This is a genomic window from Streptomyces sp. DSM 106670 (assembly GCF_055792845.1).
Genome location: NZ_CM147704.1, coordinates 608,656 through 633,629 on the forward strand (window position 1 = coordinate 608,656; position 24,974 = coordinate 633,629).

Genomic DNA, 24,974 nt, shown 5'->3' on the forward strand with positions numbered 1-24,974 from the left:
CACGGCTCACCCGGGCAGAAGACGTCTCAGGGCCGCGCACGTCGATGTCACCGGGAGGCGCCGTTCCGGTCCGCGTTGTTCAGTGGACGTGTACCGGTACACATCCGAGAGAAGGAGCAGGTCATGCCGGCTGGATCCAACCGGAAGCGCGAGCGCCAGTACGAGCACATCAAGGAGAGCCAGGAGGAACGGGGCGCCTCGCAGAAGCGCGCGAAGGAGATCGCGGCCCGGACCGTGAACAAGGAACGTGCGCGGTCCGGTGAGTCGAGGACGGCGAGCCGAACCTCCACCCAGGACAGGAAGTCCGCCTACCGGCGCGGCGGCGAACGCTCCCACGAGGGCGCGCAGGGCCCCACGAAGGACCAGCTCTACGCAGAGGCCAGGAAGAAGAACATCGACGGCCGTTCCACCATGAACAAGGCGGAGCTGCGCAAGGCACTCGGCCGCTGACGCCCGGGGCGCGCCCTCACCCGCCCTGGTGGTCCGCCCTTTCAGGACGTCAACGGTGTACGCAGCGCGGAGCGTCCGTCGCGCCACGCCGCCAGCAGGTGGTCGCCGAGGAGGTCCTCCAGGTGGCCGGTCGCCTCGATGCCCAGGACGACGTCGGCCGCCAGCCCCGGTTCGTCCGCCAGCAGGCCGGCGATCACCTCGTGGCGCACGACCTGTTCATGGACCGCGTCGGCTTCCACGTGCTCGTCGTAGAAGCGCTGCGCCGCCGGGCCCGCACCGGCCCGGCGGAGGGCCGCCGCCAGCCTCCTGGACCCCGGCGACGAGGTGATCTCCACGGTGGCGAAGTGTCCGACCAGCGCACCGCGCAGCCGCCGGTGGAGCCCGAACAGGGACATCAGGTTGACCGTGGCCAGGGCCTGGGTCGGCGCCGCGTCGAGATAGCGGCCGTACGACGGATCGAGGCCGAGATCGGCCATCAGATCGGCGAAGAGCTGGGCATGGATGTCCTCGGCACGGCCTGCGCCGAATTCGTCGAACTCCACGGCGACCATCGCCGCCTTCGCCCGGCCGCGCAGTCTGGGCACCACCCACAGATGCGGGTCGGCCTCCTTGAGGTGGTAGAGCGAGCGCAGTGCGGCGTATTCGCGCAGCTGCCACAGCTCCCCCGCCCGCTGGAGGTGGTGGCTGACGCCGCGGCCGTCGTCCGCGACGGGTTCCAGCAGCAGCGGCCCGATCGCCGCCGGTACGTCCGCCCCGCCCGGCCCGCTGTCGCGGCGCAGCGCGTCCAGGAAGACGTCCTCGGCCGCCGCGCGTACGCCGAGCAGGGCGGGGTCCCACTCCAGGCGCTCGTCCACGCCCGCGAACCCCCGGTAGTGGAGCTCGTACAGGACGTACAGGAGCAGCTGGAGATCGTCGCCGTACGGGTCGGCCCGGCGGACCTCGCCCGCTTCCGGCAGCCGTGTTCCGCGGCCGGCCAGGACGCGAAGGACGCGCTCGCTCAGGGGGCCTCGCGGCTGCGGGAGCCCGGGAGACTCCTCGGGGCTCCGGGGGGCGGGGGCGGCAGGGGTGGCGGGAGGCGTCACGGTCCGGATTCCTCCTCGCTCTCCCGGGGCCGCCGGCCGCCCGGGCCCGGACCTGCGGCCTTGCGGCGGCGGTGGCTGGTGTCGCACCAGGGATAGGTGCGGCTGCGGCGGCAGGTGCAGATCGCGACGACGAAGCGGTCGGACCGGGTCGTCGTACCGTCGTCGGCCACGACCTCGACCGGCCCTTCCACCAGGATGGGGCCGTCCCGGTTCACCACCACTCGGCGCGGCCGCTCGTTCCGCTCGTTCCGCCGGACCTGCCCGGCCCGTTCGGCCCGCTCATCGCTTCCGGGCACGGATCACCACCAGCTCCTCCCCGTCCTGGTGGACCGGCAGCAGCCCCCGGGACCGCAGCCAGGCCGACCGGCCGCGGGTGACGGGGCCGAGCGGAATCGTGACCCGGTCGGTCACCGAGACGTCGAGTCCGGCGCCGGACAGCCTGCCGACGGTCTCGTCGGGACGGCTCAGCCCCGACTGCACCAGGAGCAGCAGCCCACCGGGGCGCAGGGCGGCGAGCGCGCCGTCGCAGATGCGGTCGAGGACCATCCGTCCGTCGAGGCCCGCGTCCCAGGAGCGGGCGGCCCGGCGGCCGCGCGCCGTGAGGCCGGGGGCCGGTACGTACGGGGGGTTGCTGACGACCGCGTCGAACGTACGGCCCGGCAGCGCGTGGAGCAGGTCGCCCCGCCGCACCGTGACGGGCAGCCGGGCGAGCACCGTGTTCAGCCGCGCCGACGCCACCGCCCGGCGGCTGATGTCCACCGCGGTGACGCGGGCGCCCAGCCGGGCCGCGTGCAGGGCCAGCGCGCCGCTTCCGGTGCACAGGTCCAGTACGTCCATTCCGGCGCGGATGCCTTCACGGCGCATGGCGGCGGCCAGCAGGTGCGTGTCCTCCTGGGGCCGGTACACGCCCGGCAGCCGTACGACCCTGCCCGCTCACGGTGCGCCGCCGAGTCCTGACGGCAGGGCCTGCTGCGTCATCGGGGTCCTCCTGTGCCGTCGGCGGTGGTCCCATGGTCGAACGGTTCCCGGCTCCGCGCCCGCAAGGACGGGCCCGGACGCCGGTCCGGCGCCCGATCGCCGTACGCGGGGTCCGCAGGGCGGCCGGTCCGGGAAAACGAACGCCTCTACGGCGAACGGGTGGTGCGCACCGACGGCTCCCGGCCTCCTCGCCGGGTGCCGCCGCGCCGCTCCTGGGACAATGCCGGTAGGCAGGCAACCGCGCGGACCGAGTCATCAGGGGTCGCAGATGTCCGACACACCGACTGACTCCGGTGGAGCGCCGGTCCGTGTCTTCCTGCTGGACGACCACGAAGTGGTACGCCGCGGGGTGCGCGACCTCCTGGAGGCGGAGCCGGACCTGGAGGTGGTCGGCGAGGCCGCCACCGCCGGGCAGGCGCTGGCCCGTGGACCGGCGCTGCGGCCCGATGTCGCCGTGCTCGACGTCCGGCTGTCCGACGGCGACGGCGTCACCGTCTGCCGCGAGCTGCGGTCCCGGATGCCGGAACTGGCCTGTCTGATGCTGACCTCGTTCGACGACGAGGAGGCTCTGCTCGACGCGATCATGGCCGGAGCGGCCGGTTACGTACTCAAGCAGATCAACGGCTCGGACCTGGTCTCCGCCGTGCGGACCGTGGCGACGGGCCAGTCGATGCTGGATCCCGCGACCACGGCGAGGCTCATGCGGTCGCTGCGGGACCCGGAGGACGACGGGCCGCCGGAGGACGAGCGGCTCGCGGTGCTGTCCGAGCGCGAGCGTTCGGTGCTCGATCTCGTCGGCGAGGGGCTCACCAACCGGCAGATCGCCAAGCGGCTGTATCTCTCCGAGAAGACCGTCAAGAACCACATCTCCCGGCTGCTCGGGAAGCTGGGCGTGGAGCGCCGGGTGCAGGCGGCCGTCATCGCGGCGGAGGTACGGGAGCACCGGCAGCACGACGAGCGGTGAGGCGGCGGCGCCCGTGGACCGGCCGTTCAGCCGTGCCCGGGAAGCGACGGGACCCGCCACTCCAGCACGGTGCCGCTGCCGGGGCGCGGCTCGGCGCGGACGGACAGGGTGCCGCCCAGGCTCTCGGCCCGTTCGGCGAGGTTCCGCAGGCCGCCGCGCCGGCCGTCGGTCGGGAGGCCGGGCGGGAGGCCGATGCCGTCGTCGGTCACCGTCACCACGAGCACCCCTTCGTCGGCGGTGACCGAGACCTCCGCCCGGTTCGCCTCCGCGTGCCGGGCGACGTTGCTCAGGGCCTCCCCGATGACCGCGATCACATGGTCGGCCACGGCGCGCGGCACATCCGTGTCGATCAGCCCCTCCATCCGGAGCGCCGGGCTGAACCCCAGGGCGGGCGCCGCGTCGTCCACCGCCTGGACGACCCGGGTCCGGAGCGTCGGACCGCCCCTGGAGCTCCCGTGCTCCCGCAGGCCGAAGATGGTGGAGCGGATGATCTTGATGGTGGAGTCGAGGTCGTCGATCGCCCGGCCCAGCCGCTCGGCCGCCCCCGGATGCTCGACCAGCGGGCGGGCGCTCTGCAGGGTCATCCCGGTGGCGAACAGCCGCTGGACCGCCAGGTCGTGCAGGTCACGGGCGATCCGGTCGCGGTCCTCCAGGAGGCTCATCTGCTCGGCGTCCCGGCGGCGGTCGGCCAGTTCGAGGGCCAGGGCCGCCTGGTCGGCGAAGCCCGGCAGTGCGGCGATCTCCGCGTCCATGAACGCCGATTTGCCTTCGAGCCGGGCGAGGATCAGGACTCCGCTCAGCTTCTCCTGGGTGCCCACCATGACGGCCACCGCCGGGCCGAACCCCTTCCACCTGTCCGGCAGCACGGTCACCCTCGGGTCGTTGGCGACGTCCGGCACCGTGACGAGGCCGTCCTCGGCCAGGGCCACGGCGGCGAGCGTGCCCCGGCTGCTCGGCAGCACCATGCCGCCGTGCGCGTCGGCCCGCTCGCCCAGGGCGAGCGAACCGGTCAGCTCGCCGTCCGGCCCGAGGCGGTAGAAGACCCCGAGATCGGCCCCGGCGATGTCGACGGCCTGCTCCAGCATCCCGTGGAGCACCTCCGGCTCCCCGGAGCCGGACAGCAGCGCGCTGGTGACGTCCGAGCTCGCGGCGAGCCAGCGCTCCTTGAGCCGTGCCTCCTCGTAGAGGCGGGCGTTCTCGATGGCGATGCCGGCCGCGACCGCCAGGGTCGAGACGACGGCCTCGTCCTCAGCGTCGAAGTCGGCCGAACCGCGCTTCTCGGTGAGGTAGAGGTTGCCGAACACCTCGTCGCGTACCCGGATCGGCACGCCGAGGAAGGAGTGCATCGGCGGATGGTCGGGCGGGAAGCCGTACGAGGCCGGATGGTCCGAGAGCTCGGACAGCCGCAGGGGCTCGGGGTGCCGGATCAGCTCGCCGAGCAGACCGTGTCCGGAGGGAAGGTCGCCGATCCGCGCACGCACCTCGTCGCTGATGCCGATGGGGAGGAACTGGGCGAGTTTCCGGTCGTCGCCCACCACGCCCAGGGCACCGTACTCGGCGTCGACCAGCGAGACGGCGGACTCGACGATCCCGCGCAGCACCTGCGGCAGATCCAGCTCCCGCCCCACCGAGACGACCGCGTCGAGCAGGCCGTTCAGCCGGTCCCGGGTACCTCTGAGTTCGTCGATACGGCCCTGGATCTCGTCGAGCAGCTCATCGAGCCGCAGTCGCGGGAGCCGGGCCATGTGGGTCTCGTCGCCGTCCACGCCCATGGGCACCTCCGACGGCCGAAAGGAGACGAGGAGCGCTCACCGGCCGCTCTCCCAACGTATCCCGCGCACTCCGTCGGCTCATGTCGAGAAGCGCGTGAGGCGAGGGCGCGGGGCGGGTACGGAGCAGGTAGAGAGCGGTACCGCTGACCTCTCGCAGACAGGACACGCCATGCTCACGCAGGAACAACAACAGCTCACGGCGGTGGTGACGTCGCTGGTCGAGGATGCCGTCACCGCGCCGTCCATGCACAACGCCCAGCCCTGGAGATTCGTCCACCACGCGGGCTCCGGGCTGCTCTCCCTGTACGGCGATCCGGAACGTACACTGCCGGTCGGCGACCCGGACCTGCGAGGTCTGCACCTGGGGTGCGGCGCGGCGCTGCTCAATCTGCGCGTGTCCGCCGCCCTGCACGGGTGGACCGCCGAGGCCGAGCTGCTCCCCGACCCCTCGGACCACCTGCGGCTCGCCGACGTCCGGCTGACGGAGTCCGGGACCACGGACACCGTGCTGGCCGACCTCCATCCCGCGATAGCCCGCCGGCACACCAGCCGTTTCCCGTTCTCCGACGAGCCGATCCCGCCGGAGCTGTTCGACGAGCTGTGCGCGGCGGCCCTCCTGGAGGGCTGCCGGCTGATCGTGCCCGGCACCTGGCACCGGGACGCCGTACTGGACCTCGTCCACGACGCGGAGCTCCTGGAGTCCGCCGACGCGGCCATGCGCGCCGAGATCGCCGACTGGACGCGCACCGGCAGGACCGGCGAGGGCCCCGCCGACGACGGCATCCCGTCCTCCGCCTTCGGCCCGCGCCAGTACGGTGTGACGGCCCCCGCCCGGGACTTCGACACCCCCCGCACCGTGCCGGACCGTACAGCGGCCGCGTTCGAGGAGCGGCCGCAGATCGCGCTCCTCGGCACGGCGACGGACACTCCGGCGGACTGGCTGCGCGCAGGTCAGGCGATGCAGCGCGTGCTCCTGGAGGCCACGCTCGACGGTCTCTCGACCTCGCTGATGTCGCAGCCGCTCGAATGGCCCGAGCTCCGCCCACTCACCCGTGATCCCGGCTCCGCGACGGGCTTCGTGCACATGGTGCTCCGGCTCGGCTACGGCCCCTCGGGAACGGCCACCCCGCGCCGGCCGGTGGCCGACGTCCTCACCGTCGTATGACCCGGCGCCCCACCGTCGTACGACACCCGGGGCCGTACCGTCCCGTACGCCGGTGAGGACGCCGGCTCACGAGGCGTCCGCCACCTCCGGCGTCCCGGCGGTGGCACCGGCGTAACCGGGCGGAATGATCTCGACGGGGCAGTTCCCGTGGTGCAGCATCGCGTGAGCGACCCGTCCCAGCGCCGGACCGGCTCCCAGCACCCGCCGCTTGCTGCCCATCACCATCAGATCGGTGTGGACCGAGGCCTCGACGAGCATGCCGGGGACGCTGGTGCCCGTCTCGACGTGGTGGACGATCGGGAGGTCCGGATACAGCTGGGAGACGCGTTCGGCCACGGCCGCGACCTCGTGCACCTTCTCGTCGGCGATGTCCCCGAGACTGTCGAGCATGGTGGTGACACCGCCGACGTGCGCGAGGACGTTGTAGACGCTCAGCAGCCGCAGTGACGCCTTTCGGGCCTGCGCCTCGGCGGCGGCGATCCGCAGCCAGTCGAGATCCGACGCGCCGTGCACGGCGGCGGTGACCACGCCGGTCCCGGGCCGGTCGGCCGCGCCGCGTACCACGATCACCGGGACCTCGGTCCGCGCGGCCACCCCCAGCCCGACGGATCCGAGCATCAGGGAGCCGAAGCCCCCCAGGCCCCTGTTGCCCACGACGATCGTGCCGCGCTCCCCGGCCGCGGCGTGCAGCCCGGCCACGGGCCCCTGGCGGCTGAGTTCCGTCGTCACGACCAGGTCGGGCCGGCTCTCCCGCACCGCGGCGGCGGTCTCGGCGAGCAGCTTCCGTCCCGCCTCCCGTACGGCCTGGACGGTGTCGGCCGACGAGTGGAAGACCCGCCGGTCGCTGTCGGAGGCGTGGACGATGTGCAGCGGACCCCCACGGTGGTCCGCCTCGGCCGCGGCCCACAGCGCGGCCTCTCGTGCCGGTGCGGACGCGTCCACTCCGACCACGACGGCGCCGAGTTCCGGGCGCCCGGGAATGTCGCTGGTCATGACTGCTCCTCGCGCAGGGTCGGGAGAGGTGAACACCTCCACCGTCGCACCGGGCGGCGGGCGGCGGGCATGGGCCGTTCGGCCCCGATCGAGCCCTGTCGGCCCTCCCCCCGGCGGGGCCGGCGGCGGAAGGCTGGAGACGTGGTTCCGCACCGGGACCCGGCACGCCGAGGAGGCCCCGTCATGAACCGCCACGTCACCGTCGGCCTGGACGACTCCACCGAAAGCCACGCGGCAGCGGCCTGGGCCGCCCGTGAAGCGTCGTCGCGAGGTGTCGCACTGCGTCTGGTGCACGTGGAGGAGTGGCCGGTCACCCCGGAGATCCCGCTGACCCTCACCGAGGCGCTGGTCGAGCGGTACGAGACCCTGCTGCGCGAGGCGGCGGAGCGGGCCCGCCGTGACCATCCGGGCCTCGACGTCACGACGGAGATGGTGCACGGACGGGCCGGGGCCGAACTGACCAGGGCCGCGGACGAGTCCGAGGTGACGGCGCTGGGCTCACGCGGGCTCGGCGGGTTCGTCGGCTTCCTGGTCGGCTCGGTGTCGCTCGCGGTCGTCGCCACGTCGACACGGCCGGTGGTGCTCGTACGGGCGGAGCAGCCCGGGGCGGAGGCGGGCGCCACGGAATCGGGAGCCACGGAATCCGGGGCGGCGGCCGAGGGTGCCGGTGCCGCCGAGCGGGCTTCCGCGGGCGCGGAGGACGCTGCCGCCACGGGCTCGCCGCCGGATGTGGTCCTCGGCCTCGACATCTCGCGCCCGTGCGACCCGCTGCTGGAGTTCGCCTTCGGTACGGCCGCCCGCCGGAACCTACCGCTCCGGGTCGTGCACAGCTGGTCCCCGCCCGCCTCCTACGGGTACGCGGCGATCCTGGATCCGGAGATCGGCACCGGGCTCGGCCGGCGGGCCGCCGAAGGGCTGGCGGAGCTGCTCCGCCCCTGGCGGTCGCGGTTCCCGGAGGTCCGGGTCGTGGAGAAGGTGGTCGTCGGTCCGGCCGCCCGCGAGCTCGTCCACGCCTCCCGTGGCGCGGAGCTGCTCGTCGTCGGACGGCGCGGCAGGAGGCCCGCGCTGCCGCACCTCGGGCACGTCGCCCACGCCGTGATCCATCACAGCGCCGCGCCGGTCGCCGTCGTTCCGCTCGCCTGAGCGCCCTCCGGCCGGGCCCGCGTGGTTCAGCCGTCGTCGTCCGGAGCGTCCGGCACGATGATCTTCCGTCCGGTGATCCGCCGCGGCGCGAGCGTCATGACGTGTTCGCGCTCCTCCCCCGCCCACGGTGTCGCGTACGCCGCCTCCCTGAGCCGGCGCGCGGCCTCCTCGTCCGTCACGGCCCGCACGGGCCCGACGAGCAGCACGCTCCACCCCTTGCTGAAGGCGTCGTCGATGTGGTCGGCCTCGAAGGCGATCTCGGTGTCGGCGGCGGTGGCGAGCGGTGATCCCTCGCCGGTGCTGAACATGACCTCGCCGTCGAGCACCTGGTAGTTCACCGGCAGCACGACCGGACCGTCACCGTGGGTCAGGGCCACCCGTCCCACGCCGTGGTCGCCCAGCAGCGTCCAGCACATCGACTCCTCCAGTTCGACCATCCGGGCCCTGCGGGCGCCTCGGCCGATGCCCGGCGGCAGGTCGGCGGTGCCGCCCCACAGTTCCTGGACGGTGGTCTCCAGCGCGTCGGCCAGCCGGAGCAGGAAGCCGATGCCGGGCGTGGCCGGCTGCTCCTCCACGTACTCGATGTAGCCGGGCGCGGCGCCCGCCCGCAGCGCCACGTCCTGCCGGGACAGACCGAGCTGCAGGCGGCGTGCCGCGATGCGCCGGCCCAGGTCCCCTCTCGCCGGATGCGGTGATGAGGGCATCACGGGCTCCTTACTCATCGGATCACTCGTCGGATCGCTCGTCGGCGCGGTCGTACCGCTGTCGTACGGCCGCCACACGGCTCACGCTAACCAGGGCCGGGAGGAGCCGCAGCACGGAACGGACCGCCGCCGTCCGTCACCCTCCGAGGTCGGGGCGCGGCACCCGGCGCGGGTCGATGAGCGTGAGGGTGGTGAGGACGGCGACGACCGCGAGCGCCGTGGACACGCCCAGTACGGCCCGGGCCCCGTCGGTGACCGCCTGGGCGCCGTGACCGCCGTGCAGGGCGAAGACCGCGCCGAGCGCCGCGGTGCCGACACCGGCGCCGAGGGAGGCGAGGGTGGAGACGGTCCCGGCGACCATGCCGACGCGTTCGGGAGCCGTGACGCGTACGGCGACGGCCATGACGGGGGCGCCGGCGATCCCGCCGCCCGCTCCCCAGGCGAGCAGCGGCGGGAGCAGCACCCACCACGGGGTGTCGGGGGTGATCAGCAACGCCAGGGCGGCGAAGCCGATGCCCTTCAGCACGTATCCGGCGCCGATCACCGGGCCGGGCGCCCGGTTGCCGATCAGCTTGGAGCCGACCATGCCCATGACGATCTGGGCGAGGAAGATCGGGGTCATCAGGAGGCCCGCCCCGGTCGGGCTCAGGCCGAGGCCGTCGGAGAAGTACAGCACCAGATAGACGGATCCGCCGATGGTCAGGACGCGGGAGAGGAGGACGGCCAGCATCGCGCCGGAGAACGCGGGCCGGCCGAACATCCGCAGCTCCAGCGTCGGCGCGGGCACCCGGAGCTGGACGAGCAGAAAGGCCGCGAGCGCCAGGCAGGCGGTGAGCAGCACCGCGGTGTCCTGCCGGGACCAGGGCGTGTCACCGGGGCGGAGCATCAGCAGTGTCGCCGTGCCGAGGCCGAGCATCAGCAGCAGGCTGCCGAGCCAGTCCGTCCGGCCCGTTCCCCCGGTCCCCGGGGTACGGGGCAGTACGCGTACGGCCAGCAGCCAGGCGGCCGCGCCGAGCGGCAGGTTGACCGCGAAGACCGCCCGCCAGCCGAAGGTCTCGGCCAGGACCCCGCCGAAGACCGGGGCGAGCAGGCCCGCCGCGGTCGCGAACGAGCCCCAGGCGCCGATGGCGAGGTTCCGTTCCTCGCCGGAATAGCGGTCGGAGAGGAGCGGGATGCCGTTCACCATGATCGCGGCGGCTCCGGCGCCCTGGACCACGCGGGCGATATCGAGCCACAGCAGATCCGGGGCCACGGTCGCGCCCAGCGAGGCAAGGGTGAACACGGCGATCCCGGCGAGGAACAGGTTCCGTCGGCCCCACCGGTCCGACAGGCTTCCGACGACCTGGGTGAGCGCGCCCATGGCGACCATGTACGTCACCACCACGGACTCCGCCGAGGCTCCGTCCGCCACATCGGCGCTGATCAGCGGAAGCCCGATGGCCACGATCGTCAGGTCCACGACCACCAGGCCGGTGGACGCCATCACGAGCACCAGGACCCCGCTCAGCGGCGGAAAGCGGCGGGACTTCTGAGCCGGCATACGGGAATCGACCTCCGGGCGTCGAGGCGGCGTTGGGGTACGGAGGGCAACCCTGGCTCCATCCATCCTTAAAGTCAACATGTGTGAAGTTGAAGCGGCCCGTACGCTGTCGCCATGCCCGCCACCCCTCGCCGCCGCCCCGCAACCCGCAAGGGCCGCCCGGTCCTCACCCGCGAGATCATCGCCGCCAAGGCGCTGGAGATGGCCGGCACCCAGGGGTTTTCGGCCCTCACGATGCGCGCGCTGGCCGCCGAACTGGACGTGACCGTCAGGGCGTTGTACAACTACGTCGAAGATCGCGCGGAGGTCGTCGGCCTGGCCGTCGACCTCATGCTGAGCTCCTGGAACCCGCCTGCGCCCGACCCGGCGGACTGGGAGACCTCCGTCGCCGACTACGCCCGCTCTCTGCGTGCCCTGTACCGCCGGTGGCCCCGTGCCCTGCTGGTCTCCCTGGACGAGGACACCCCGCCGGCCTCGGTGCATCCGAACCGCCTGCTCAACCTGGACCGGTTCCTCGGCCTGCTGCGGGAGGTCGGCCTCGGGCTGCCGGCGGCGCTCGCGGCGCACCGTCAACTGTCGCTGCTCGTGCTGTCCTTCGCCCTCGTGGTCGACGGGCCCGCCGACCGGGCCGGGGACGACCGGAACACGATCGTCCCCGGCCAGTGGCTCTCGGCACACGCCGATCTCGACATTCCGACGCTCCGGAAGGCCGCCGCGCTGCCGCTGCCCGGCGCGGACGAGCAGTTCGACGAGGTCGTCGCGGCCGTCGTCGCCAAGATCCGCGACGGACTCAGCGCGGACTGACGGCCAGCGGCTCCCGGCGGGGCTCCCGGTCAGGCTCCCGGTGGGGCTCCCGGTGGATGGGTTCCGCGCCGCCGGTCAGCGGCACGCCCGTGCCGCCGCGCCGGGCGGCGACGATCTCCGCCGCGATGGACAGGGCCGTCTCCTCGGGCGTACGGGCTCCGAGGTCCAGGCCGATGGGCGACCGCAGGCGGTCCAGTTCGTCCTCGCCCAGGCCCGCCTCGCGCAGCCGCCGTGTCCGGTCCTCGTGGGTCCGGCGCGACCCCATCGCCCCGACGAACGCGGCGGGCATCCGCAACGCCTCCACCAGCAGCGGCACATCGAACCGGGCCTCGTGCGTGAGCACGCAGAGCACGGTGCGCGCGTCGGTCGGGGTGCCCCGCAGATAGCGGTGCGGCCAGTCGACGACCACCTCGTCCGCCTCGGGGAAGCGGGCCCGGGTGGCGAAGACGGGCCGGGCGTCGCACACCGTCACATGGTGGCCCAGGAACTTCCCGGCCCGTACCAGCGCCGCGGCGAAGTCGACCGCACCGAAGACGATCATGCGGGGCGGCGGCACGCTGCTCTCGACGAGCAGGGTGAGTCCGCCGGGGCAGTGCGATCCGTCCTCGGCGAGGGTGACGGTGCCGGTCCGGCCCGCGTCGAGCAGGGCCGAGGCCTCGGCCGCCGCCGTACGGTCCAGCTCCGGGTGGCCCCCGAGCCCGCCCTCGTGACTGCCGTCGGGGCGGACGAGCAAGGACCGGCCCAGCAAGCCGTCCGGGCCGCGCACCACCCGGGCGAGGGCGGCCGCCTCGCCGGAGACCGCGGCGGTCAGCGCGGCCCGCAGCACCTCCCGTTCCGGTGAGTCGGCGCGGACCGGCGTGATCATGATGTCGATGACCCCGCCGCAGGTCAGCCCGACGGCGAAGGCGTCCTCGTCGCTGTAGCCGAACTGTTCGCGCACGGTCGCGCCGTCCTGGAGGGCCCGCTCGCACAGTGCGTAGACCGCGCCCTCCACACAGCCGCCGGAGACCGAGCCGATCGCCGTGCCCCCGCTGTCGACGGCGAGGGCGGCGCCGGGCCCGCGCGGTGCGCTGCCGCCGACGGAGACCACGGTGCCGACGGCGAACTCCCGGCCCTCCGCCATCCATCGGTGCAGCTCGCCGGCGATGTCAAGCATCCACGGCTCCCCCGCCCGTGGGGGCCGCCGCGAGGATCCGGTCGGGGCGGATCGGCAGATCCCGGTGGCGTACGCCGGTGGCGTGCCAGACCGCGTTGGCCACGGCCGCCGCCGCGCCCACGATGCCGATCTCGCCGACGCCCTTGATGCCGACCGGGTCGTCCGGGTCGTGGTCGTCCACCCAGTCCACCTCGATGTCCGGGACGTCGGCGTGCGTGGCCACGTGGTAGCCGGCCAGATCGGGGGCGTAGTGGCCGCCGGTGTTCCGGTCGCGGACCGCCTCCTCGTGCAGGGCCATGGAGATGCCCCAGGTCATGCCGCCGACGAGCTGGTTGCGGGCGGTGAGCGGGTTGACGATCCGGCCCGCCGCGAAGATGCCCAGCATGCGCCGCACCCGGACCTCGCCGGTGGCGGTGTCGACGGCGACCTCGGCGAACTGCGCCCCGAAGGAGTGCCGTTCTTTCTGCGCGAGGGCGCCGAGTGCCTCGGTGGTGTCGGACCGGACGGTGATCCCCTCCGGGGGTACGGACGTGGTCACCGCGAGCCGCTCGCGCAGTTCCGCGGCGGCCGCCGTGACCGCCCAGGCCCAGGAGCGGGTGCCCATCGAGCCGCCCGCGATCATCGCGGGGCCGAAATCGCTGTCGCCGATGCGGACCCGGACCCGCTCGGGTGTGGTCTCCAGCGCGTCGGCGGCGATCAGGGTGAGGGCGGTGCGGGCTCCGGTGCCGATGTCGGCGGCGGTGATCCGTACGGTGAAGGAGCCGTCCGCCTCCGCCGTGACCAGGGCCGTGGACGGGGCCGCGCCCGCGCCGAAGGAGGCCGCCGCGGTGCCGGTGCCCAGCAGCCAGCGCCCGTCCCGGCGGGTGCCGGGGCGCGGGTCGCGGTCCGCCCAGCCGAACCTGCGGGCGCCCTCGCGGAAGCAGGCCGTGAGGTTGTTGCTGCTGAACGGGAGGCCCGAGACGGGGCCGACGGCCGGTTCGTTGCGCAGGCGCAGTTCGATCGGGTCGATGCCGCCGCGTTCGGCGAGTTCGTCGAGGGCCGCCTCGATCGCGAACGACCCCGGGGCCTCCCCCGGTGCGCGCATCCAGGTCGGTGACGGCACATCGAGCCGGACGACGTGGTTGGCGGTGCGGTGGGCGTCGGCGTCGTACAGCACCCGGGCGACGCCCGCGCTCGGCTCGACGAACTCGTACACCGTGGAGGTCTGGTTCAGCGAGCGGTGTTCCAGGGCCAGCAGCCTGCCGTCGGGGGCCGCGCCGAGCCTGACCCGCTGGGTGGTGGGGCTGCGGTAGCCGCCCAGCGAGAAGGTCTGACGCCGGGTCAGGACCACGCGTACCGGGCGCTGGAGGGCGGTGGCGGCCATCACGGCGGACACCTGGTGGGCGCGCAGGCCCTTGCTGCCGAAGCCGCCGCCGATGTGCTCGGAGCGCACCCGGACCGAGGACGCGTCGAGCGAGAACATCGTGGCCAGCTCGCCCTGTACCCAGCCGGCGCCCTGGTTGGAGTCGACGACCTCCAGCCGGCCGCCCTCCCAGCGGGCGGTCGCCGCGTGCGGCTCCATCATGCTGTGCTGCTCTTCGGGGGTGGTGTACCGCGCGTCCACCACGAAGGCGGAGGCGGCCAGTTGTGCGTCCAGGTCGCCCTTCTCCGTCTCGGCGGGCATATGGCCGGCGGCGGGGTAGGCGCCGGGGTGGCCGTCGACGAGCGCGGTGTCGTGCGGCTCCTGGTCGTACGTCACCACGAGCGCCTCGGCGGCCTCCCGAGCCTGCTCGGGGGTCTCGGCGACGACCAGCGCGACCGGCCAGCCGGCGAACGGCACCCGGTCGTTCTGGAAGACGGCGCAGGTCGGGTCCGGCGGGGTGCCGAGCATGCCGACGTAATCGGTGTGCAGGCGGGGGGCGTTGCCGTGGTGCAGCACGGTGAGCACGCCCGGCAGGTCGAGGACCGGTGCGGTCTGCACGTCGAGGATGCGGCCCCGGGTGACGGTGGAGAGCACGAGCCAGCCGTGGGCCAGGTCGGCGAAGGGGATCTCACCGGCGTAGCGCGCGGCGCCGGTGACCTTGTCGCGGCCCTCGATACGGGTGTGGGCGACGCCGACGGATCCGCGCACCGCCGAAGGGCCCGGCGTGGTGGTCGTCATCGGGCGTTCCCCTCGGCGAGTTCGGTGAGTACGGAGACCACGAGGTTGCGCATGAGGGTCACCTTGTATCCGTTGTCGGGCAGCGGCCTGGCGGCGGCGAGTTCGGCGTCCGCGGCGGCGGCGAAGGTCGCGCCGTCGGCGGGTGCGCCGATGAGGACGGCCTCGGCGGCACGGGCGCGCCAGGGCCGGGAGGCGACGGCTCCGAGGGCGAGGCGCGCGTCCCGTACGCGGCCGTCCTCGATGTCGAGCGCGGCGGCGACGGAGCCGATGGCGAAGGCGTACGAGGCGCGTTCGCGCACCTTGCGGTAGCGGGAGCGGGCGGCCACGGGCGCGGCGGGCAGGCTGACGTGGGTGATCAGCGCGCCGGGCGGCAGGGCGGTCTCCCGGTGCGGGGTGTCGCCGACGGGGAGGTAGAAGTCGGTGATCGGGCTCTCGCCGGGCCCCTCGGCGCTCTCGTAGGAGACGACGGCGTCGAACGCCGTCAGGGCCACGCCCATGTCGGAGGGGTGTACGGCCACGCAGTGGCCGGAGGCGCCGAGGACGGCGTGGTTGTGGTGCTCGCCGGCGACGGCGGGGCAACCGCTGCCCGGATCGCGCTTGTTGCAGGGCTTGCTCACATCGGTGAAGTAGCCGCAGCGGGTGCGCTGGAGGAGGTTGCCGCCGACGGTGGCCATGTTGCGCAGCTGTCCGGAGGCGCCGGCGAGCACGGCCTGGGCCAACGCCGGGTAGCGGCGCCGGACTTCGGGGTGGGCGGCGAGGTCGCTGTTGGTGACGGTCGCTCCGATGCGCAGGCCGCCGTCCGCCGTGGGTTCGATGCGGTCCAGCGGGAGTTCGCGGACGTCGACGAGGCGGGCGGGGCGCTCCACGCCGCTCTTCATCAGGTCGACGAGGTTGGTGCCGCCGCCGAGGTACCGCGCGTCGGGGTCGGCGGCGAGGAGGGCGACCGCGCCGGTGACGTCGTGGGCGCGCTGATAGCCGAACTCCTTCATGCGACGGTCTCCTCGGTGCGTGCCGTCCGGTCCTCGGCGTGGGTCTCGGCGGTGTGTTCCCGGGCGGCGTGGGCGACGGCCTGGACGATCGAGACGTAGGCGCCGCAGCGGCACAGGTTGCCGCTCATCCGCTCGCGGATCTCTTCGGGGGTCAGCGGCGGCGGCCCGGTCCCGGGGCCGACGTCGTCGGTGGCGGCGCTCGGCCAGCCGGCCGCGTGCTCCTCGATGACGGCGATGGCCGAGCAGATCTGGCCGGGGGTGCAGTAGCCGCACTGGTAACCGTCGAGGTCGAGGAAGGCCTGCTGGACGGGGTGCAGGCGGTCGCCCTCGGCCACGCCCTCGATGGTGGTGACCTCGCGCCCCTCGGCCGCGACCGCGAGGCTGAGGCAGGAGACGACGCGCCGCCGGTCGACCAGGACCGTACAGGCGCCGCACTGCCCCTGGTCGCAGCCCTTCTTGGTGCCGGTGAGGTCGAGGCGCTCGCGCAGGGCGTCGAGCAGGGTGGTGCGGTGGTCGATGGACAGGTGGTGCTTCTCGCCGTTGATGTTCAGGGTGATCGCACTGGACGTCGACGAGGTCGCTGGGGCCATGAATCAGCCTTTTCTGGTGTCAGGTGACGAGGTACCGGGCCGCGGACCGGTGACCGGCCGCCCCGGTCGGCAGTAAGGTAGCCCTAACCGGACTGTTGTCCGCTTGCCTGGAAAACGTAACGGACAGCTGTCCGGTTAACAAGGACGGGTTTCGGCCATGAACCCGCGAGGAGGATCCGTGTCCCGGTCGAACAAGGACGCCCCCCTGCGCTCGGACGCGCAGCGCAACCGTGAGCGCATCCTGCGGGTGGCCATGGTCGAGCTGACGCTGCGCGCGGACGCGCCGCTGAGCGTGATCGCCAAGAAGGCGGGGGTCGGGCAGGGCACGTTCTACCGCAACTTCCCGCACCGGGAGGCGCTCGTCCTGGAGGTCTACCGCTACGAGATGCAGCAGGTCGCCGAAGCGGCGTGCGAGCTGCTGGAGACCCGGCCGCCCGAGCGGGCGCTGCGCGAGTGGATGGACCGCCTCGCCCGGTTCGCCCTGACCAAGGCCGGTCTGGCGGACGCGATCCGGCTGGTCACCAGCGCCCCGAACGGACCGGCGAGGCCCGGCCCCACCCCGGTCATGGAGGCGGCCGGAACCCTGCTCCGCGCCTGCGAGGAGATCGGCGCCATCCGCCCCGGGGTGAGCCCGGACGACTTCTTCCTCGCCATCGCCGGTCTCTGGCAGATCGATCCGCACGAGGACTGGGAGCCGAGGGCCGGCCGGCTCCTGGACTTCGTCATGGACGGGCTGCGCGTGGGGGCGCCCGGGCGGTGACCGGCCTCCGCCGGGCACTGTCGGCGGGCCGTGTGATGATGCCCCGTACGGCGCTCGGACCTGGGGAGGGACCGGGCGCGGAAACAGGGGACGGGAGCGGTGAGTTGAGCGAGGGCGGGGCGTCCATACCGGACGAGGAGTGGGAGCGTTTCCTCAGGGAGGCCGAGGCCGGCAGCCCCGGTGCGCCCGAGGAACCGTCGGCGCGGGCCCGGATGGTGACGCGGCGGATCCAGGAGGAGCCCGGCCCGCCGGAAGGCTGGCGGACCTCCACACCGGTCAAGCGCCGAAGCGGCCGGAGCTGGTACGCGCTCGGCCTGGTGGTCGCCGTCGTCCTGCTGGTCGCGGTGGCCGTCGCCCCCGGCCGGATCATCGGCTGGTTCGACGGCGGGGACGCGGTGGACACCCTGCCCCTCGCCGCGGAGTCGGAGCGCCCGGACGGGCCGCCCGGACGGGAGGCGGACGGGCCGCACCCCACCCCGGACGAACCGTTCGCCGGATCCCCGGCGGCACGGTGGGCCGACGGCGCGGCGGGCATCCATCTGCCCGCGCCGCGGGCGACCGGCTGGATGAGCGAGGCGGAGGTCGGCGAGGCTCTGGACCGGACCCGGGACTTCCTGGTCGCCTCCAGCCTCGACCCCGCCGTGCTGCGCGGCGAACGGCCCGCGAAGGCGCTGGCGCTCATCAACCCGCACCAGTCGGATGTGCGGGACTACCTGAAGAAGGCGTTCCGCTCGCCCGACCGCGCGAACGACCCCCTGCTGCTGTTCAGCCGCTTCCGGTCCGCCGATGTGCGGCCGGCCGGGGACGTGGTCAAGACCCGCGGCCGGATCACTTTCCGGGAGGGCGAGAAGGGCTCGGTGGAGGTCGCCACCGACGTCACCTACGTCTACCCGGTCATGCGCGCCTCGGGGGACGGCGACGAGGTCGCGCGGACCATCGTGCGCCGCGAGACGGTGCTGAGCTGGGACGACCCGGCGAAGATCGTGATCGAGCCGGGGACGTTCTCCCTCGTCTCCTACAAGGTGGACACCACCAACGGCGGCTGCGACACCTACACCGGCTATCTGATCCCCGCGTTCCTCGCCGACCGCACCACCGCCGACGGCGGCGACGGCCCGGCGGTCGACCCGTACGACCGCAGCGCGCCGATCGAGGAGCGGATGCGGGAGGGCGACGGCTGCGACATCGCCACCCGCTCCTGAGCACCGCCCACCCCTGAGGGCCCCCGGCCACGGGGGCGGGCTACGGGCCCGGCTCTCCGAGCGGGCCCGAGGCCGCCCACAGCTCGGCGAACCGGTCGAGCAGCCCGGCCGCCGCCGCCACATCGTCCGTCAGGGGCCGGTCGGCGGCCTCCGCGTCGAGCACCGAGGCCGCCAGTTCGAAGGCGCGGCCGACCGGCAGCTCCGGGTCGAGCCGCAGCTCGCGCTGGCGCAACGCCCGGACGGCAGCGACGAGTTCGCAGCCCACGACGAGCCGGAACGCCTCGCACGCCCGCAGGGTCTGGCGCGCCGCCAGGGACGCGAAGCTGGCCTGCTCCTCGACGCCCCGCGAGAGCACGGCGTGGCCGAGCGAGGCGGGCGCGGAGTAGGCCCGCAGATCGCCGAGGGCCGCGCCGGCCGCGTATTCGAGGATCATCACGCCCGAGGACGCGGGCTCGCCGTCCGCGAGGAACGGCCGCAGCCGGGTGAAGCCCGGTTCGTTGAGCGTCGAGAGGCGGGAGGTGGACAGCCGGGCCACCTGGGTCAACGCGAGCCTGAAATGGTCCAGGGACAGGGCGAGTTGGGCGAGGTAGAAGCCGCCGTGGTGGTAGGCGGCCATATCCTCCGCCGAGATCAGCGGGTTCTCGGCGGCCGCGTTGATCTCGACCGCGAGGACCTCTTCGAGCGCGTCCGCCGCGTCGTGCGCGGGGCCGTGGATCTGCGGCAGGCATCGGAAGCCGTACGGGTCCTGGATCCGGCCGAGCGGGGGCGTCGGGCGGTCGGGGGCGCCGAGCAGCAGTCGCATCCGCTCCGCGACCGCGTACGAACCGGTGTGCCGCCGCGCCTCGTGGACGGGCAGCGCGTAGGCCTCGTAACTGCCGTCGATCGCCATCAGCGAGAGGGCCGCCACCACCTGGGTCGCCCCGATCAGGGCGCGCAGTTCCTGCAGGGCGAGGGCGGACTGGCCGAGGGTGAGGGCGTTGCTGCTGATCAGCGCGAGGGCGTCGTTGTTGTCGAGGGGCTGGGGTTCGGGGGCGGTTCCCGTGCCCTGCCAGGGGTGTTCGCCCGCCAGGGCGAGGCCCATCTGCGCGAGCGCGGCGATGTCGCCGGTGCCGACCGAGCCGAATTCGTTGACCTTCGGGTGGGCGCCGGTCTCCAGGGCCTCGCAGAGCGCGGTGACGACGGTCGGGCGCAGGCCGGCGCCACCGGCGAGGAGCTGGTTGGCGCGGACGGCGAGCATGGCGCGGACCTGACGTGCCGGAAGCTCATCGCCGATCGCTCCGGCGTGGCTGCGCAGCAGGCGCAGACCGTGGTCGGCGGCCGCCTCGGTGGGCACGGACTCATTCCGGTTCGCGCCCACGCCGGTGGAGCGGCCGTAGACGCGGCCCCACGAAGCGATTTCCCTGGCGGCGTTCCAGGAGTCCTCGACGCGCTTCATGCCCTCGGTCGCCGGAACGGGCCTGGCGATGGATTCGGCCAGGCGTACGACATCTGCGACCATCAGTCGGCGGCCGTCGAGGACGACGATCGCACTGGCGTCTTCGGCCACCCTGTCCGAGATATGAGACGACATCAGTGACAATTCCTCCTCGATCAGGCGCTTCGTCTTGCCCTACGACCACTCGTTACCAGGGATTTACGCCTGAGCGGCGACGACCTATTGACAACCTATTCAGTCACCGAGAACTCTGCATGATGATATGCAGCCGGGCAAGGGACTCCTCATGATCCAATTCGACAAGGCCCACAAGCGCTTCCCGAACGGCACGACCGCGGTGCACGACCTCACGCTCGACCTGCCGGAAGGGGGCGTGACCGTCCTCGTCGGATCTTCCGGTTGCGGCAAGACGACCACGCTTCGCATGATCAACCGGATGGTCGAGCCGACCTCCGGGACGATCAGGGTGGGCGGCAAGGACGTCCTGGAACAGGACGCCGCCGAGCTGCGCCGCTCCATCGGTTACGTCATCCAGCAGTCCGGGCTCTTCCCGCACCGGACCGTCCTGGACAACATCGCGACCGTACCGCTGCTGCTCGGCTGGGGCCGCAGAAAAGCGCGGGCACGGGCGGCGGAGCTGCTGGAGACGGTCGGTCTCGCCGCCGACGCGGGGAAGCGGTACCCGCACCAGCTCTCCGGCGGTCAGCAGCAGCGCGTCGGCGTGGCCCGCGCACTCGCCGCGGACCCGCCGGTCCTCCTGATGGACGAGCCCTTCGGAGCCGTCGACCCGGTGGTCCGCACCCAGCTCCAGGACGAACTACTGCGACTCCAGCGGGAGTTGAACAAGACCATCGTCTTCGTCACGCACGACATCGACGAGGCCGTACGGCTCGGGGACCGGATAGCCGTCTTCCGTACCGGTGGCCACCTCGTGCAGTGCGCGGCCCCCGCCGAACTGCTGGCCCGTCCGGCGGACGCGTTCGTCGCGGACTTCCTCGGCGCGGAGCGCGGCCTGAAGCTGCTGACCCTGACGACGCTCGAAGGGGTCGCCCAGGGCCCCGCCCCCGAAGGCGGCCGCTGGCGGCTCGCCCTCGACTCCGCCCGTAGGCCGCTGGCCTGGCGCGACAGCGAGAGCAAGGGCGACGCGGAGATACCCGTCCGGCCGCTGCGCGACACCGACTCGCTGCTCTCCGCGCTCAACGAGTCGATCGCCGCGCCGAGCGGCCTGGTCGCCCGGGTCGACGCGGACGGCGTCCTCACCGGTGTCACCTCCCGCGAGGACATCCACGACCGCGCGGGCCAGGTGCACAGCGCGGCGAGCACGGTGGCCGCATGAGCGTCGACTGGTCGTGGATAGCCGACCACACCGACGATCTCACCACCCTGACGCTCTCCCACCTCCAGGCCGCGCTGACCGCCGTACTCCTCGGCCTGCTGATCTCGCTCCCGCTGGCCGTGCTGGCCCACCGGGTGCGCAGGCTGCGCGGGCTCCTCCTCGGCCTGTCGAACGTCCTGTTCACGATCCCGTCCATCGCGGTGTTCGTGCTTCTTCTCCCGGTCAGCGGGCTCACCCGCACCACCACCGTCATCGGCCTGACGATCTACACCCTGGTCGTGCTCCTGCGGAACACCGTCGAGGGCCTGGACTCCGTCCCCACCCGGACGAAGGAAGCCGCGAAGGCGATGGGCGCCCGGCCGCTGCGCACCCTGCTCACCGTCGAACTGCCCCTCGCCCTCCCCGTGATCATGGCGGGCGTACGGATCGCGACGGTGATGGCGATCTCCCTGGTCTCCGTGGCCACGTACATCGGCGACGGCGGACTCGGACAGCTCTTCACCGACGGGTTCCAGCGCAACTTCCCCACCCCCGTCATCGTCGGCGTCGTCCTGACCCTGCTCCTCGCGATCGTCGCGGACGCCCTGCTCGTCACCCTCCAGTACGTCCTGACGCCGTGGACCCGCCGGCAGAAGCAGGGGGCCTGACCTCATGTACGAACTCCTCAAGGGCCTCGGCTCCTGGCTGGTCAGCGGTGAGCAGTGGACCGGCTCCGACGGCATCGGGCACCGCCTCGCCGAACACCTCCAGTACTCGCTGCTCGCCACCCTCGTCGCCGCCGCCATCGCCCTGCCGGTCGGTCTGCTCATCGGTCACACCGGACGCGGCGCGTTCATCGCCATCAACCTGTCGAGCTTCGGGCGGGCGCTGCCCACGGTCGGTCTGGTGGTCCTCGTCTTCCTCGCCAGCGGTCTTTCGATGTGGCCGGTCTACATCGCCCTGGTGGCGCTGGCGGTCCCGTCCATCGTCACCAACACCTACGCCGGAATGACGGCGGTCGACCCCGAGGTGCGGGACGCGGCACGCGGCCAGGGCATGCGCCGGCACCAGGTCCTCCTCCAGGTCGAACTGCCCCTCGCGCTGCCCCTGATCATGACCGGGCTCCGGCTCGCGCTCATCCAGGTCGTCGCGACAGCCACCATCGCCGCGTACGTCTCCTTCGGCGGGCTCGGCCGGTACGTCTTCGACGGGCTGGCCCAGCGCGACCTCGTGCAGGTGCTCGGCGGCGCCGTGCTCGTGGCGGTCGTCGCCGTCGTCCTCGATCTCGCGCTCTCCGCACTCCAGCGCGTCCTTTTCCGCCACCGCCCCGCCACGCAGGCCCAGGCCTAGGAGCACGCACCATGAACCGCAGGAATCTCCTCGGCGGCCTCTTCGCCGCCGCCACCGTCCCCGCGCTGGCCTCGTGCAGCAGCGGCATCACCTCCCTCGACGGAGACGGCGCCGGCGGCGGGGGCGGCGGCTCCAGCGAGGGCGGCGTCACGATCGGCACCGCCAACTTCACCGAGAACCAGGTCCTCGGGTACCTCTACGCCGCCGCCCTCGAAGCGGCCGGGGTGAAGACGAAGGTCCGCCCCAACCTGGGCACCCGCGAAATCCTCATCCCCGCGCTCAAGGGCGGTGACATCGATCTGCTGCCCGAGTACCAGGGCGCGCTGCTGCACTACCTCGACGCCGGGGCCACCGCCACGGAGGAGGGCACGATGCAGAACGCCCTCGCCATGCTGCTGCCGCGCGGCCTGCAGATCCTCCCCTACGGCGAGGCGGAGAACGCCGACGCGTTCGCCGTGACCAAGGAGACCGCCGAGGAGTACGGGCTGAAGTCCCTGGCCGACCTGGCGAAGCACAACGGCAAGCTCGTCATCGGCGCGGCGCCCGAGGTCAAGAAACGCACAGTGGGCTCCGTGGGCCTCAAGGAGGTCTACGGCGTGGAGTTCAAGGAGTTCAAGTCCCTCGACTCCTCGGGCCCGTTGGTCAAGGGAGCCCTCAAGAAGGGCGATGTGGACGTGGCGAACCTCTTCACCACCGACACCGACATCGCCGCCGAGGGCTGGGTCGTCCTCACCGACCCCAAGAACCTCATCCCCGGCCAGCACGTCGTGCCGCTCATCGCCGACCGCAAGGCCGACTCGACGGTCCGCAAGGCGCTCGCCCGCCTCGGGTCCGTCCTGACGACCGAGGACCTCACCGAGCTCAACCGCCTGGTGGACAAGGACCGCAAGGACCCCGAGGACGTCGCGAACGACTGGGCGGCCGAGCACGGCATCGAGAAGAAGTAGCCGCACCGGACCGGGAGCAGCGGAACCCGGTGACAGGACCGGGCGGCAGCACCACCACACCGAGAGACCAGGAGCCGAGTCATGGCAGCTGAAGATCTGGTAGAGCGCCGCTCCATCGACGTCGTCCCGGACGACGAACGGCACGGGACGGCGTTCAGTCAGTTCACCCTCTGGCTCGGCGCCAACCTCCAGATCACCGCGGTGGTCACAGGCGCGCTCGCCGTCGTCTCCGGCGGCGACGTGGTGTGGTCGGTCGTCGGCCTGCTGCTGGGCAATGTGCTCGGCGGCGCCGTCATGGCCCTGCACTCCGCACAGGGCCCGAAGCTCGGGCTGCCCCAGATGATCCAGTCCCGGGCCCAGTTCGGGGTGAAGGGCGCGGTCGTCCCGCTGCTCCTGGTCATCCTCATGTACGTGGGGTTCTTCGCGAGCGGCAGTGTGCTGGCCGGTCAGGCGACGGCTCGGCTCATGCACACGAACGACACCACCGGCATCGTCGTCTTCGCGGTCGTCACGGCCGTGATGGCGGCGGTCGGCTACCGCGTGATCCATGTCCTGGGGCGGGTGGCGAGTGTGGTCTGCGCGCTGGCCTTCGTCTATCTGGGCATCCGGCTGCTGGACCGGGTGGACCTCTCCGCGCTGCTCGCCGACGCGCACTTCGATCTGCCGATGTTCCTGCTGGCGGTGTCGCTCTCGGCGTCCTGGCAGCTCGCCTTCGGGCCGTACGTCGCGGACTACTCGCGCTATCTGCCGCGTACGACATCGGGGCGGTCCACGTTCTGGTGGACGTTGTCGGGGTCGGCCGTCGGCTCGCAGTGGTCGATGACCTTCGGCGTGCTCGTGGCGGCGACCGCCGGGGAGGCGTTCCTGACGGACCAGGTCGGCTATGTGGTCGGCCTGGGCGGCGCGGGGCTGATCGCGTCGTTCCTGTACTTCGTGATCGCGCTGGGCAAGCTGACCATCAATGTGCTGAACACCTACGGCGGTTTCATGTCGATGGTGACGAGCATCAGCGGTTTCCGCGGTCAGCGGACGCTGTCGCCGCGCGGCCGGGCGGTGTACATCGGGCTCATCATGGTGGCGGGAACGGCGCTGGCCCTGCTGGGCAAGGACAGCTTCCTGACGTCGTTCAAGGACTTCCTGCTGTTCCTGCTGACGTTCTTCACCCCGTGGTCGGCGATCAACCTGGTCGACTACTACCTGATCTCGCGGGAGCGGTACGACATTCCCGCGCTCTCCGACCCCGGGGGCCGCTACGGCGCCTGGCGCTGGGACGCCCTCACCGTCTACGGCATCGGCATCCTCACCCAACTCCCGTTCCTGGTCACGCACTTCTACACGGGCCCGTTGGCGGATCCGCTGGGCGGCGCGGACGTCTCCTGGATCGTGGGCCTCGTGGTCCCGGCGGTGCTGTACTGGCTGCTGGCCCGCCGGGACACCCGGCACATCCCGGAGAAGACGCTCTACACCCTCGCTTCTCCGCACGAGAACTGACGGT

General features: G+C 72.9%; 24 protein-coding genes. 12 read left to right on the forward strand and 12 right to left on the reverse strand.

The features are described from left to right. The first annotated feature begins 123 nt into the window (after window positions 1-123). Window positions 124-450, forward strand: coding sequence for a plasmid stabilization protein (locus ACSMXR_RS02620; RefSeq protein ID WP_137231634.1), 327 nt, complete (start codon window positions 124-126; stop codon window positions 448-450). Window positions 451-491: 41 nt separating this feature from the next. Here the strand turns inward: ACSMXR_RS02620 and ACSMXR_RS02625 are convergent, their stop codons facing one another. From ACSMXR_RS02625 to ACSMXR_RS02635, 3 genes are read right to left on the reverse strand one after another with little or no spacing between them, the layout of a single operon-like run. Then, window positions 492-1,532, reverse strand: coding sequence for an iron-containing redox enzyme family protein (locus ACSMXR_RS02625; protein WP_473171141.1), 1,041 nt, complete (start codon window positions 1,530-1,532; stop codon window positions 492-494). Continuing rightward, entirely contained in the window at window positions 1,529-1,828 is a 300-nt protein-coding gene (locus tag ACSMXR_RS02630; protein WP_473171142.1) for a CDGSH iron-sulfur domain-containing protein, read from the reverse strand. Before ACSMXR_RS02630 ends, ACSMXR_RS02625 begins: the two co-directional genes overlap by 4 nt. Next, window positions 1,812-2,447: a HemK2/MTQ2 family protein methyltransferase gene (locus tag ACSMXR_RS02635; RefSeq protein ID WP_473172332.1), complete on the reverse strand. Its 636-nt coding sequence runs from the start codon at window positions 2,445-2,447 to the stop codon at window positions 1,812-1,814. Before ACSMXR_RS02635 ends, ACSMXR_RS02630 begins: the two co-directional genes overlap by 17 nt. Before the next feature lie 331 nt (window positions 2,448-2,778). Between ACSMXR_RS02635 and ACSMXR_RS02640 the strand changes: the two genes are divergently transcribed. Further along, window positions 2,779-3,474 carry a response regulator gene (locus tag ACSMXR_RS02640; RefSeq protein ID WP_137231629.1) on the forward strand — a complete coding sequence of 232 codons (696 nt, stop codon included), beginning with the start codon at window positions 2,779-2,781 and terminating at the stop codon, window positions 3,472-3,474. 26 nt (window positions 3,475-3,500) lie between these two features. Here the strand turns inward: ACSMXR_RS02640 and ACSMXR_RS02645 are convergent, their stop codons facing one another. After that, complete coding sequence (locus ACSMXR_RS02645) at window positions 3,501-5,246, reverse strand: sensor histidine kinase (protein WP_381796651.1); 1,746 nt, start codon at window positions 5,244-5,246, stop codon at window positions 3,501-3,503. Window positions 5,247-5,415: 169 nt separating this feature from the next. Between ACSMXR_RS02645 and ACSMXR_RS02650 the strand changes: the two genes are divergently transcribed. Beyond that, the gene (locus ACSMXR_RS02650; RefSeq protein WP_473171143.1) at window positions 5,416-6,411 is read left to right on the forward strand and encodes an Acg family FMN-binding oxidoreductase; all 996 of its coding nucleotides are present in this window, start codon (window positions 5,416-5,418) and stop codon (window positions 6,409-6,411) included. Between the two features lie 66 nt (window positions 6,412-6,477). Here the strand turns inward: ACSMXR_RS02650 and ACSMXR_RS02655 are convergent, their stop codons facing one another. Beyond that, the gene (locus ACSMXR_RS02655; protein WP_218526965.1) at window positions 6,478-7,404 is read right to left on the reverse strand and encodes a universal stress protein; all 927 of its coding nucleotides are present in this window, start codon (window positions 7,402-7,404) and stop codon (window positions 6,478-6,480) included. 183 nt (window positions 7,405-7,587) lie between these two features. On the opposite strand from ACSMXR_RS02655, the gene ACSMXR_RS02660 reads away from it, so the two are divergent. Further along, entirely contained in the window at window positions 7,588-8,547 is a 960-nt protein-coding gene (locus tag ACSMXR_RS02660; RefSeq protein ID WP_473171144.1) for a universal stress protein, read from the forward strand. 26 nt (window positions 8,548-8,573) lie between these two features. Here the strand turns inward: ACSMXR_RS02660 and ACSMXR_RS02665 are convergent, their stop codons facing one another. Both ACSMXR_RS02665 and ACSMXR_RS02670 read right to left on the reverse strand, forming a co-directional pair. After that, the gene (locus tag ACSMXR_RS02665) at window positions 8,574-9,251 is read right to left on the reverse strand and encodes a helix-turn-helix domain-containing protein (RefSeq protein WP_137231620.1); all 678 of its coding nucleotides are present in this window, start codon (window positions 9,249-9,251) and stop codon (window positions 8,574-8,576) included. Window positions 9,252-9,387: 136 nt separating this feature from the next. Continuing rightward, on the reverse strand, window positions 9,388-10,791 hold the full coding sequence (locus ACSMXR_RS02670) for an MFS transporter (protein ID WP_473171145.1): 1,404 nt from the start codon (window positions 10,789-10,791) through the stop codon (window positions 9,388-9,390). Between the two features lie 114 nt (window positions 10,792-10,905). Between ACSMXR_RS02670 and ACSMXR_RS02675 the strand changes: the two genes are divergently transcribed. Next, entirely contained in the window at window positions 10,906-11,595 is a 690-nt protein-coding gene (locus tag ACSMXR_RS02675) for a TetR/AcrR family transcriptional regulator (protein ID WP_473171146.1), read from the forward strand. On the opposite strand, the gene ACSMXR_RS02680 is transcribed toward ACSMXR_RS02675, so the two are convergent. Genes ACSMXR_RS02680 through ACSMXR_RS02695 form a run of 4 tightly spaced genes read right to left on the reverse strand, consistent with a single transcriptional unit; the run spans window position 11,582 to window position 16,470 of the window. Next, window positions 11,582-12,751 (reverse strand): XdhC family protein, encoded by a 1,170-nt coding sequence (locus ACSMXR_RS02680; RefSeq protein WP_473171147.1) that lies wholly within the window; start codon window positions 12,749-12,751, stop codon window positions 11,582-11,584. The two genes, ACSMXR_RS02675 and ACSMXR_RS02680, sit on opposite strands and share 14 nt — an antisense overlap. After that, on the reverse strand, window positions 12,744-14,891 hold the full coding sequence (locus ACSMXR_RS02685) for a xanthine dehydrogenase family protein molybdopterin-binding subunit (protein WP_473171148.1): 2,148 nt from the start codon (window positions 14,889-14,891) through the stop codon (window positions 12,744-12,746). Before ACSMXR_RS02685 ends, ACSMXR_RS02680 begins: the two co-directional genes overlap by 8 nt. Further along, window positions 14,888-15,880, reverse strand: coding sequence for an FAD binding domain-containing protein (locus ACSMXR_RS02690; protein ID WP_473171149.1), 993 nt, complete (start codon window positions 15,878-15,880; stop codon window positions 14,888-14,890). Before ACSMXR_RS02690 ends, ACSMXR_RS02685 begins: the two co-directional genes overlap by 4 nt. Next, window positions 15,877-16,470 (reverse strand): (2Fe-2S)-binding protein, encoded by a 594-nt coding sequence (locus ACSMXR_RS02695; RefSeq protein WP_137231609.1) that lies wholly within the window; start codon window positions 16,468-16,470, stop codon window positions 15,877-15,879. The genes ACSMXR_RS02690 and ACSMXR_RS02695 overlap by 4 nt, the downstream gene beginning before the upstream one ends. A 157-nt stretch (window positions 16,471-16,627) precedes the next feature. Here ACSMXR_RS02695 and ACSMXR_RS02700 point away from each other — a divergent pair, with 157 nt between their 5' ends. Then, the gene (locus tag ACSMXR_RS02700) at window positions 16,628-17,230 is read left to right on the forward strand and encodes a TetR/AcrR family transcriptional regulator (RefSeq protein ID WP_381910392.1); all 603 of its coding nucleotides are present in this window, start codon (window positions 16,628-16,630) and stop codon (window positions 17,228-17,230) included. 104 nt (window positions 17,231-17,334) lie between these two features. Further along, entirely contained in the window at window positions 17,335-18,432 is a 1,098-nt protein-coding gene (locus ACSMXR_RS02705) for a hypothetical protein (RefSeq protein WP_473171150.1), read from the forward strand. 40 nt (window positions 18,433-18,472) lie between these two features. Here ACSMXR_RS02705 and ACSMXR_RS02710 read toward each other — a convergent pair whose 3' ends face one another. After that, window positions 18,473-20,002, reverse strand: a complete 1,530-nt coding sequence (locus ACSMXR_RS02710) for an aromatic amino acid ammonia-lyase (protein WP_473171151.1) — start codon at window positions 20,000-20,002, stop codon at window positions 18,473-18,475. Between the two features lie 127 nt (window positions 20,003-20,129). Between ACSMXR_RS02710 and ACSMXR_RS02715 the strand changes: the two genes are divergently transcribed. The 5 genes from ACSMXR_RS02715 to ACSMXR_RS02735 all read left to right on the forward strand — a co-directional run bounded on the left by ACSMXR_RS02715 (window position 20,130) and on the right by ACSMXR_RS02735 (window position 24,970). Beyond that, window positions 20,130-21,203, forward strand: a complete 1,074-nt coding sequence (locus ACSMXR_RS02715) for an ABC transporter ATP-binding protein (RefSeq protein ID WP_137231603.1) — start codon at window positions 20,130-20,132, stop codon at window positions 21,201-21,203. Beyond that, the gene (locus ACSMXR_RS02720) at window positions 21,200-21,850 is read left to right on the forward strand and encodes an ABC transporter permease (RefSeq protein WP_137231601.1); all 651 of its coding nucleotides are present in this window, start codon (window positions 21,200-21,202) and stop codon (window positions 21,848-21,850) included. The genes ACSMXR_RS02715 and ACSMXR_RS02720 overlap by 4 nt, the downstream gene beginning before the upstream one ends. A 4-nt stretch (window positions 21,851-21,854) precedes the next feature. Next, window positions 21,855-22,532: an ABC transporter permease gene (locus ACSMXR_RS02725; protein ID WP_137231599.1), complete on the forward strand. Its 678-nt coding sequence runs from the start codon at window positions 21,855-21,857 to the stop codon at window positions 22,530-22,532. 11 nt (window positions 22,533-22,543) lie between these two features. After that, window positions 22,544-23,479 carry an ABC transporter substrate-binding protein gene (locus ACSMXR_RS02730; RefSeq protein WP_137231597.1) on the forward strand — a complete coding sequence of 312 codons (936 nt, stop codon included), beginning with the start codon at window positions 22,544-22,546 and terminating at the stop codon, window positions 23,477-23,479. Window positions 23,480-23,560: 81 nt separating this feature from the next. Then, window positions 23,561-24,970, forward strand: coding sequence for a purine-cytosine permease family protein (locus tag ACSMXR_RS02735; RefSeq protein ID WP_473171152.1), 1,410 nt, complete (start codon window positions 23,561-23,563; stop codon window positions 24,968-24,970). Window positions 24,971-24,974: the final 4 nt, after the last annotated feature.

Bases quoted from the DNA above. Each gene is read 5' to 3' on its own strand.
- ACSMXR_RS02620 (WP_137231634.1), top strand. From the start codon at position 124: ATGCCGGCTGGATCCAACCGGAAGCGCGAGCGCCAGTACGAGCACATC.
- ACSMXR_RS02640 (WP_137231629.1), top strand. From the start codon at position 2,779: ATGTCCGACACACCGACTGACTCCGGTGGAGCGCCGGTCCGTGTCTTC.
- ACSMXR_RS02645 (WP_381796651.1), bottom strand. From the start codon at position 5,246: ATGGGCGTGGACGGCGACGAGACCCACATGGCCCGGCTCCCGCGACTG.
- ACSMXR_RS02650 (WP_473171143.1), top strand. From the start codon at position 5,416: ATGCTCACGCAGGAACAACAACAGCTCACGGCGGTGGTGACGTCGCTG.
- ACSMXR_RS02655 (WP_218526965.1), bottom strand. From the start codon at position 7,404: ATGACCAGCGACATTCCCGGGCGCCCGGAACTCGGCGCCGTCGTGGTC.
- ACSMXR_RS02660 (WP_473171144.1), top strand. From the start codon at position 7,588: ATGAACCGCCACGTCACCGTCGGCCTGGACGACTCCACCGAAAGCCAC.
- ACSMXR_RS02665 (WP_137231620.1), bottom strand. From the start codon at position 9,251: ATGCCCTCATCACCGCATCCGGCGAGAGGGGACCTGGGCCGGCGCATC.
- ACSMXR_RS02670 (WP_473171145.1), bottom strand. From the start codon at position 10,791: ATGCCGGCTCAGAAGTCCCGCCGCTTTCCGCCGCTGAGCGGGGTCCTG.
- ACSMXR_RS02675 (WP_473171146.1), top strand. From the start codon at position 10,906: ATGCCCGCCACCCCTCGCCGCCGCCCCGCAACCCGCAAGGGCCGCCCG.
- ACSMXR_RS02680 (WP_473171147.1), bottom strand. From the start codon at position 12,751: ATGCTTGACATCGCCGGCGAGCTGCACCGATGGATGGCGGAGGGCCGG.
- ACSMXR_RS02685 (WP_473171148.1), bottom strand. From the start codon at position 14,891: ATGACGACCACCACGCCGGGCCCTTCGGCGGTGCGCGGATCCGTCGGC.
- ACSMXR_RS02690 (WP_473171149.1), bottom strand. From the start codon at position 15,880: ATGAAGGAGTTCGGCTATCAGCGCGCCCACGACGTCACCGGCGCGGTC.
- ACSMXR_RS02695 (WP_137231609.1), bottom strand. From the start codon at position 16,470: ATGGCCCCAGCGACCTCGTCGACGTCCAGTGCGATCACCCTGAACATC.
- ACSMXR_RS02700 (WP_381910392.1), top strand. From the start codon at position 16,628: ATGAACCCGCGAGGAGGATCCGTGTCCCGGTCGAACAAGGACGCCCCC.
- ACSMXR_RS02710 (WP_473171151.1), bottom strand. From the start codon at position 20,002: ATGTCGTCTCATATCTCGGACAGGGTGGCCGAAGACGCCAGTGCGATC.
- ACSMXR_RS02715 (WP_137231603.1), top strand. From the start codon at position 20,130: ATGCAGCCGGGCAAGGGACTCCTCATGATCCAATTCGACAAGGCCCAC.
- ACSMXR_RS02720 (WP_137231601.1), top strand. From the start codon at position 21,200: ATGAGCGTCGACTGGTCGTGGATAGCCGACCACACCGACGATCTCACC.
- ACSMXR_RS02725 (WP_137231599.1), top strand. From the start codon at position 21,855: ATGTACGAACTCCTCAAGGGCCTCGGCTCCTGGCTGGTCAGCGGTGAG.
- ACSMXR_RS02730 (WP_137231597.1), top strand. From the start codon at position 22,544: ATGAACCGCAGGAATCTCCTCGGCGGCCTCTTCGCCGCCGCCACCGTC.
- ACSMXR_RS02735 (WP_473171152.1), top strand. From the start codon at position 23,561: ATGGCAGCTGAAGATCTGGTAGAGCGCCGCTCCATCGACGTCGTCCCG.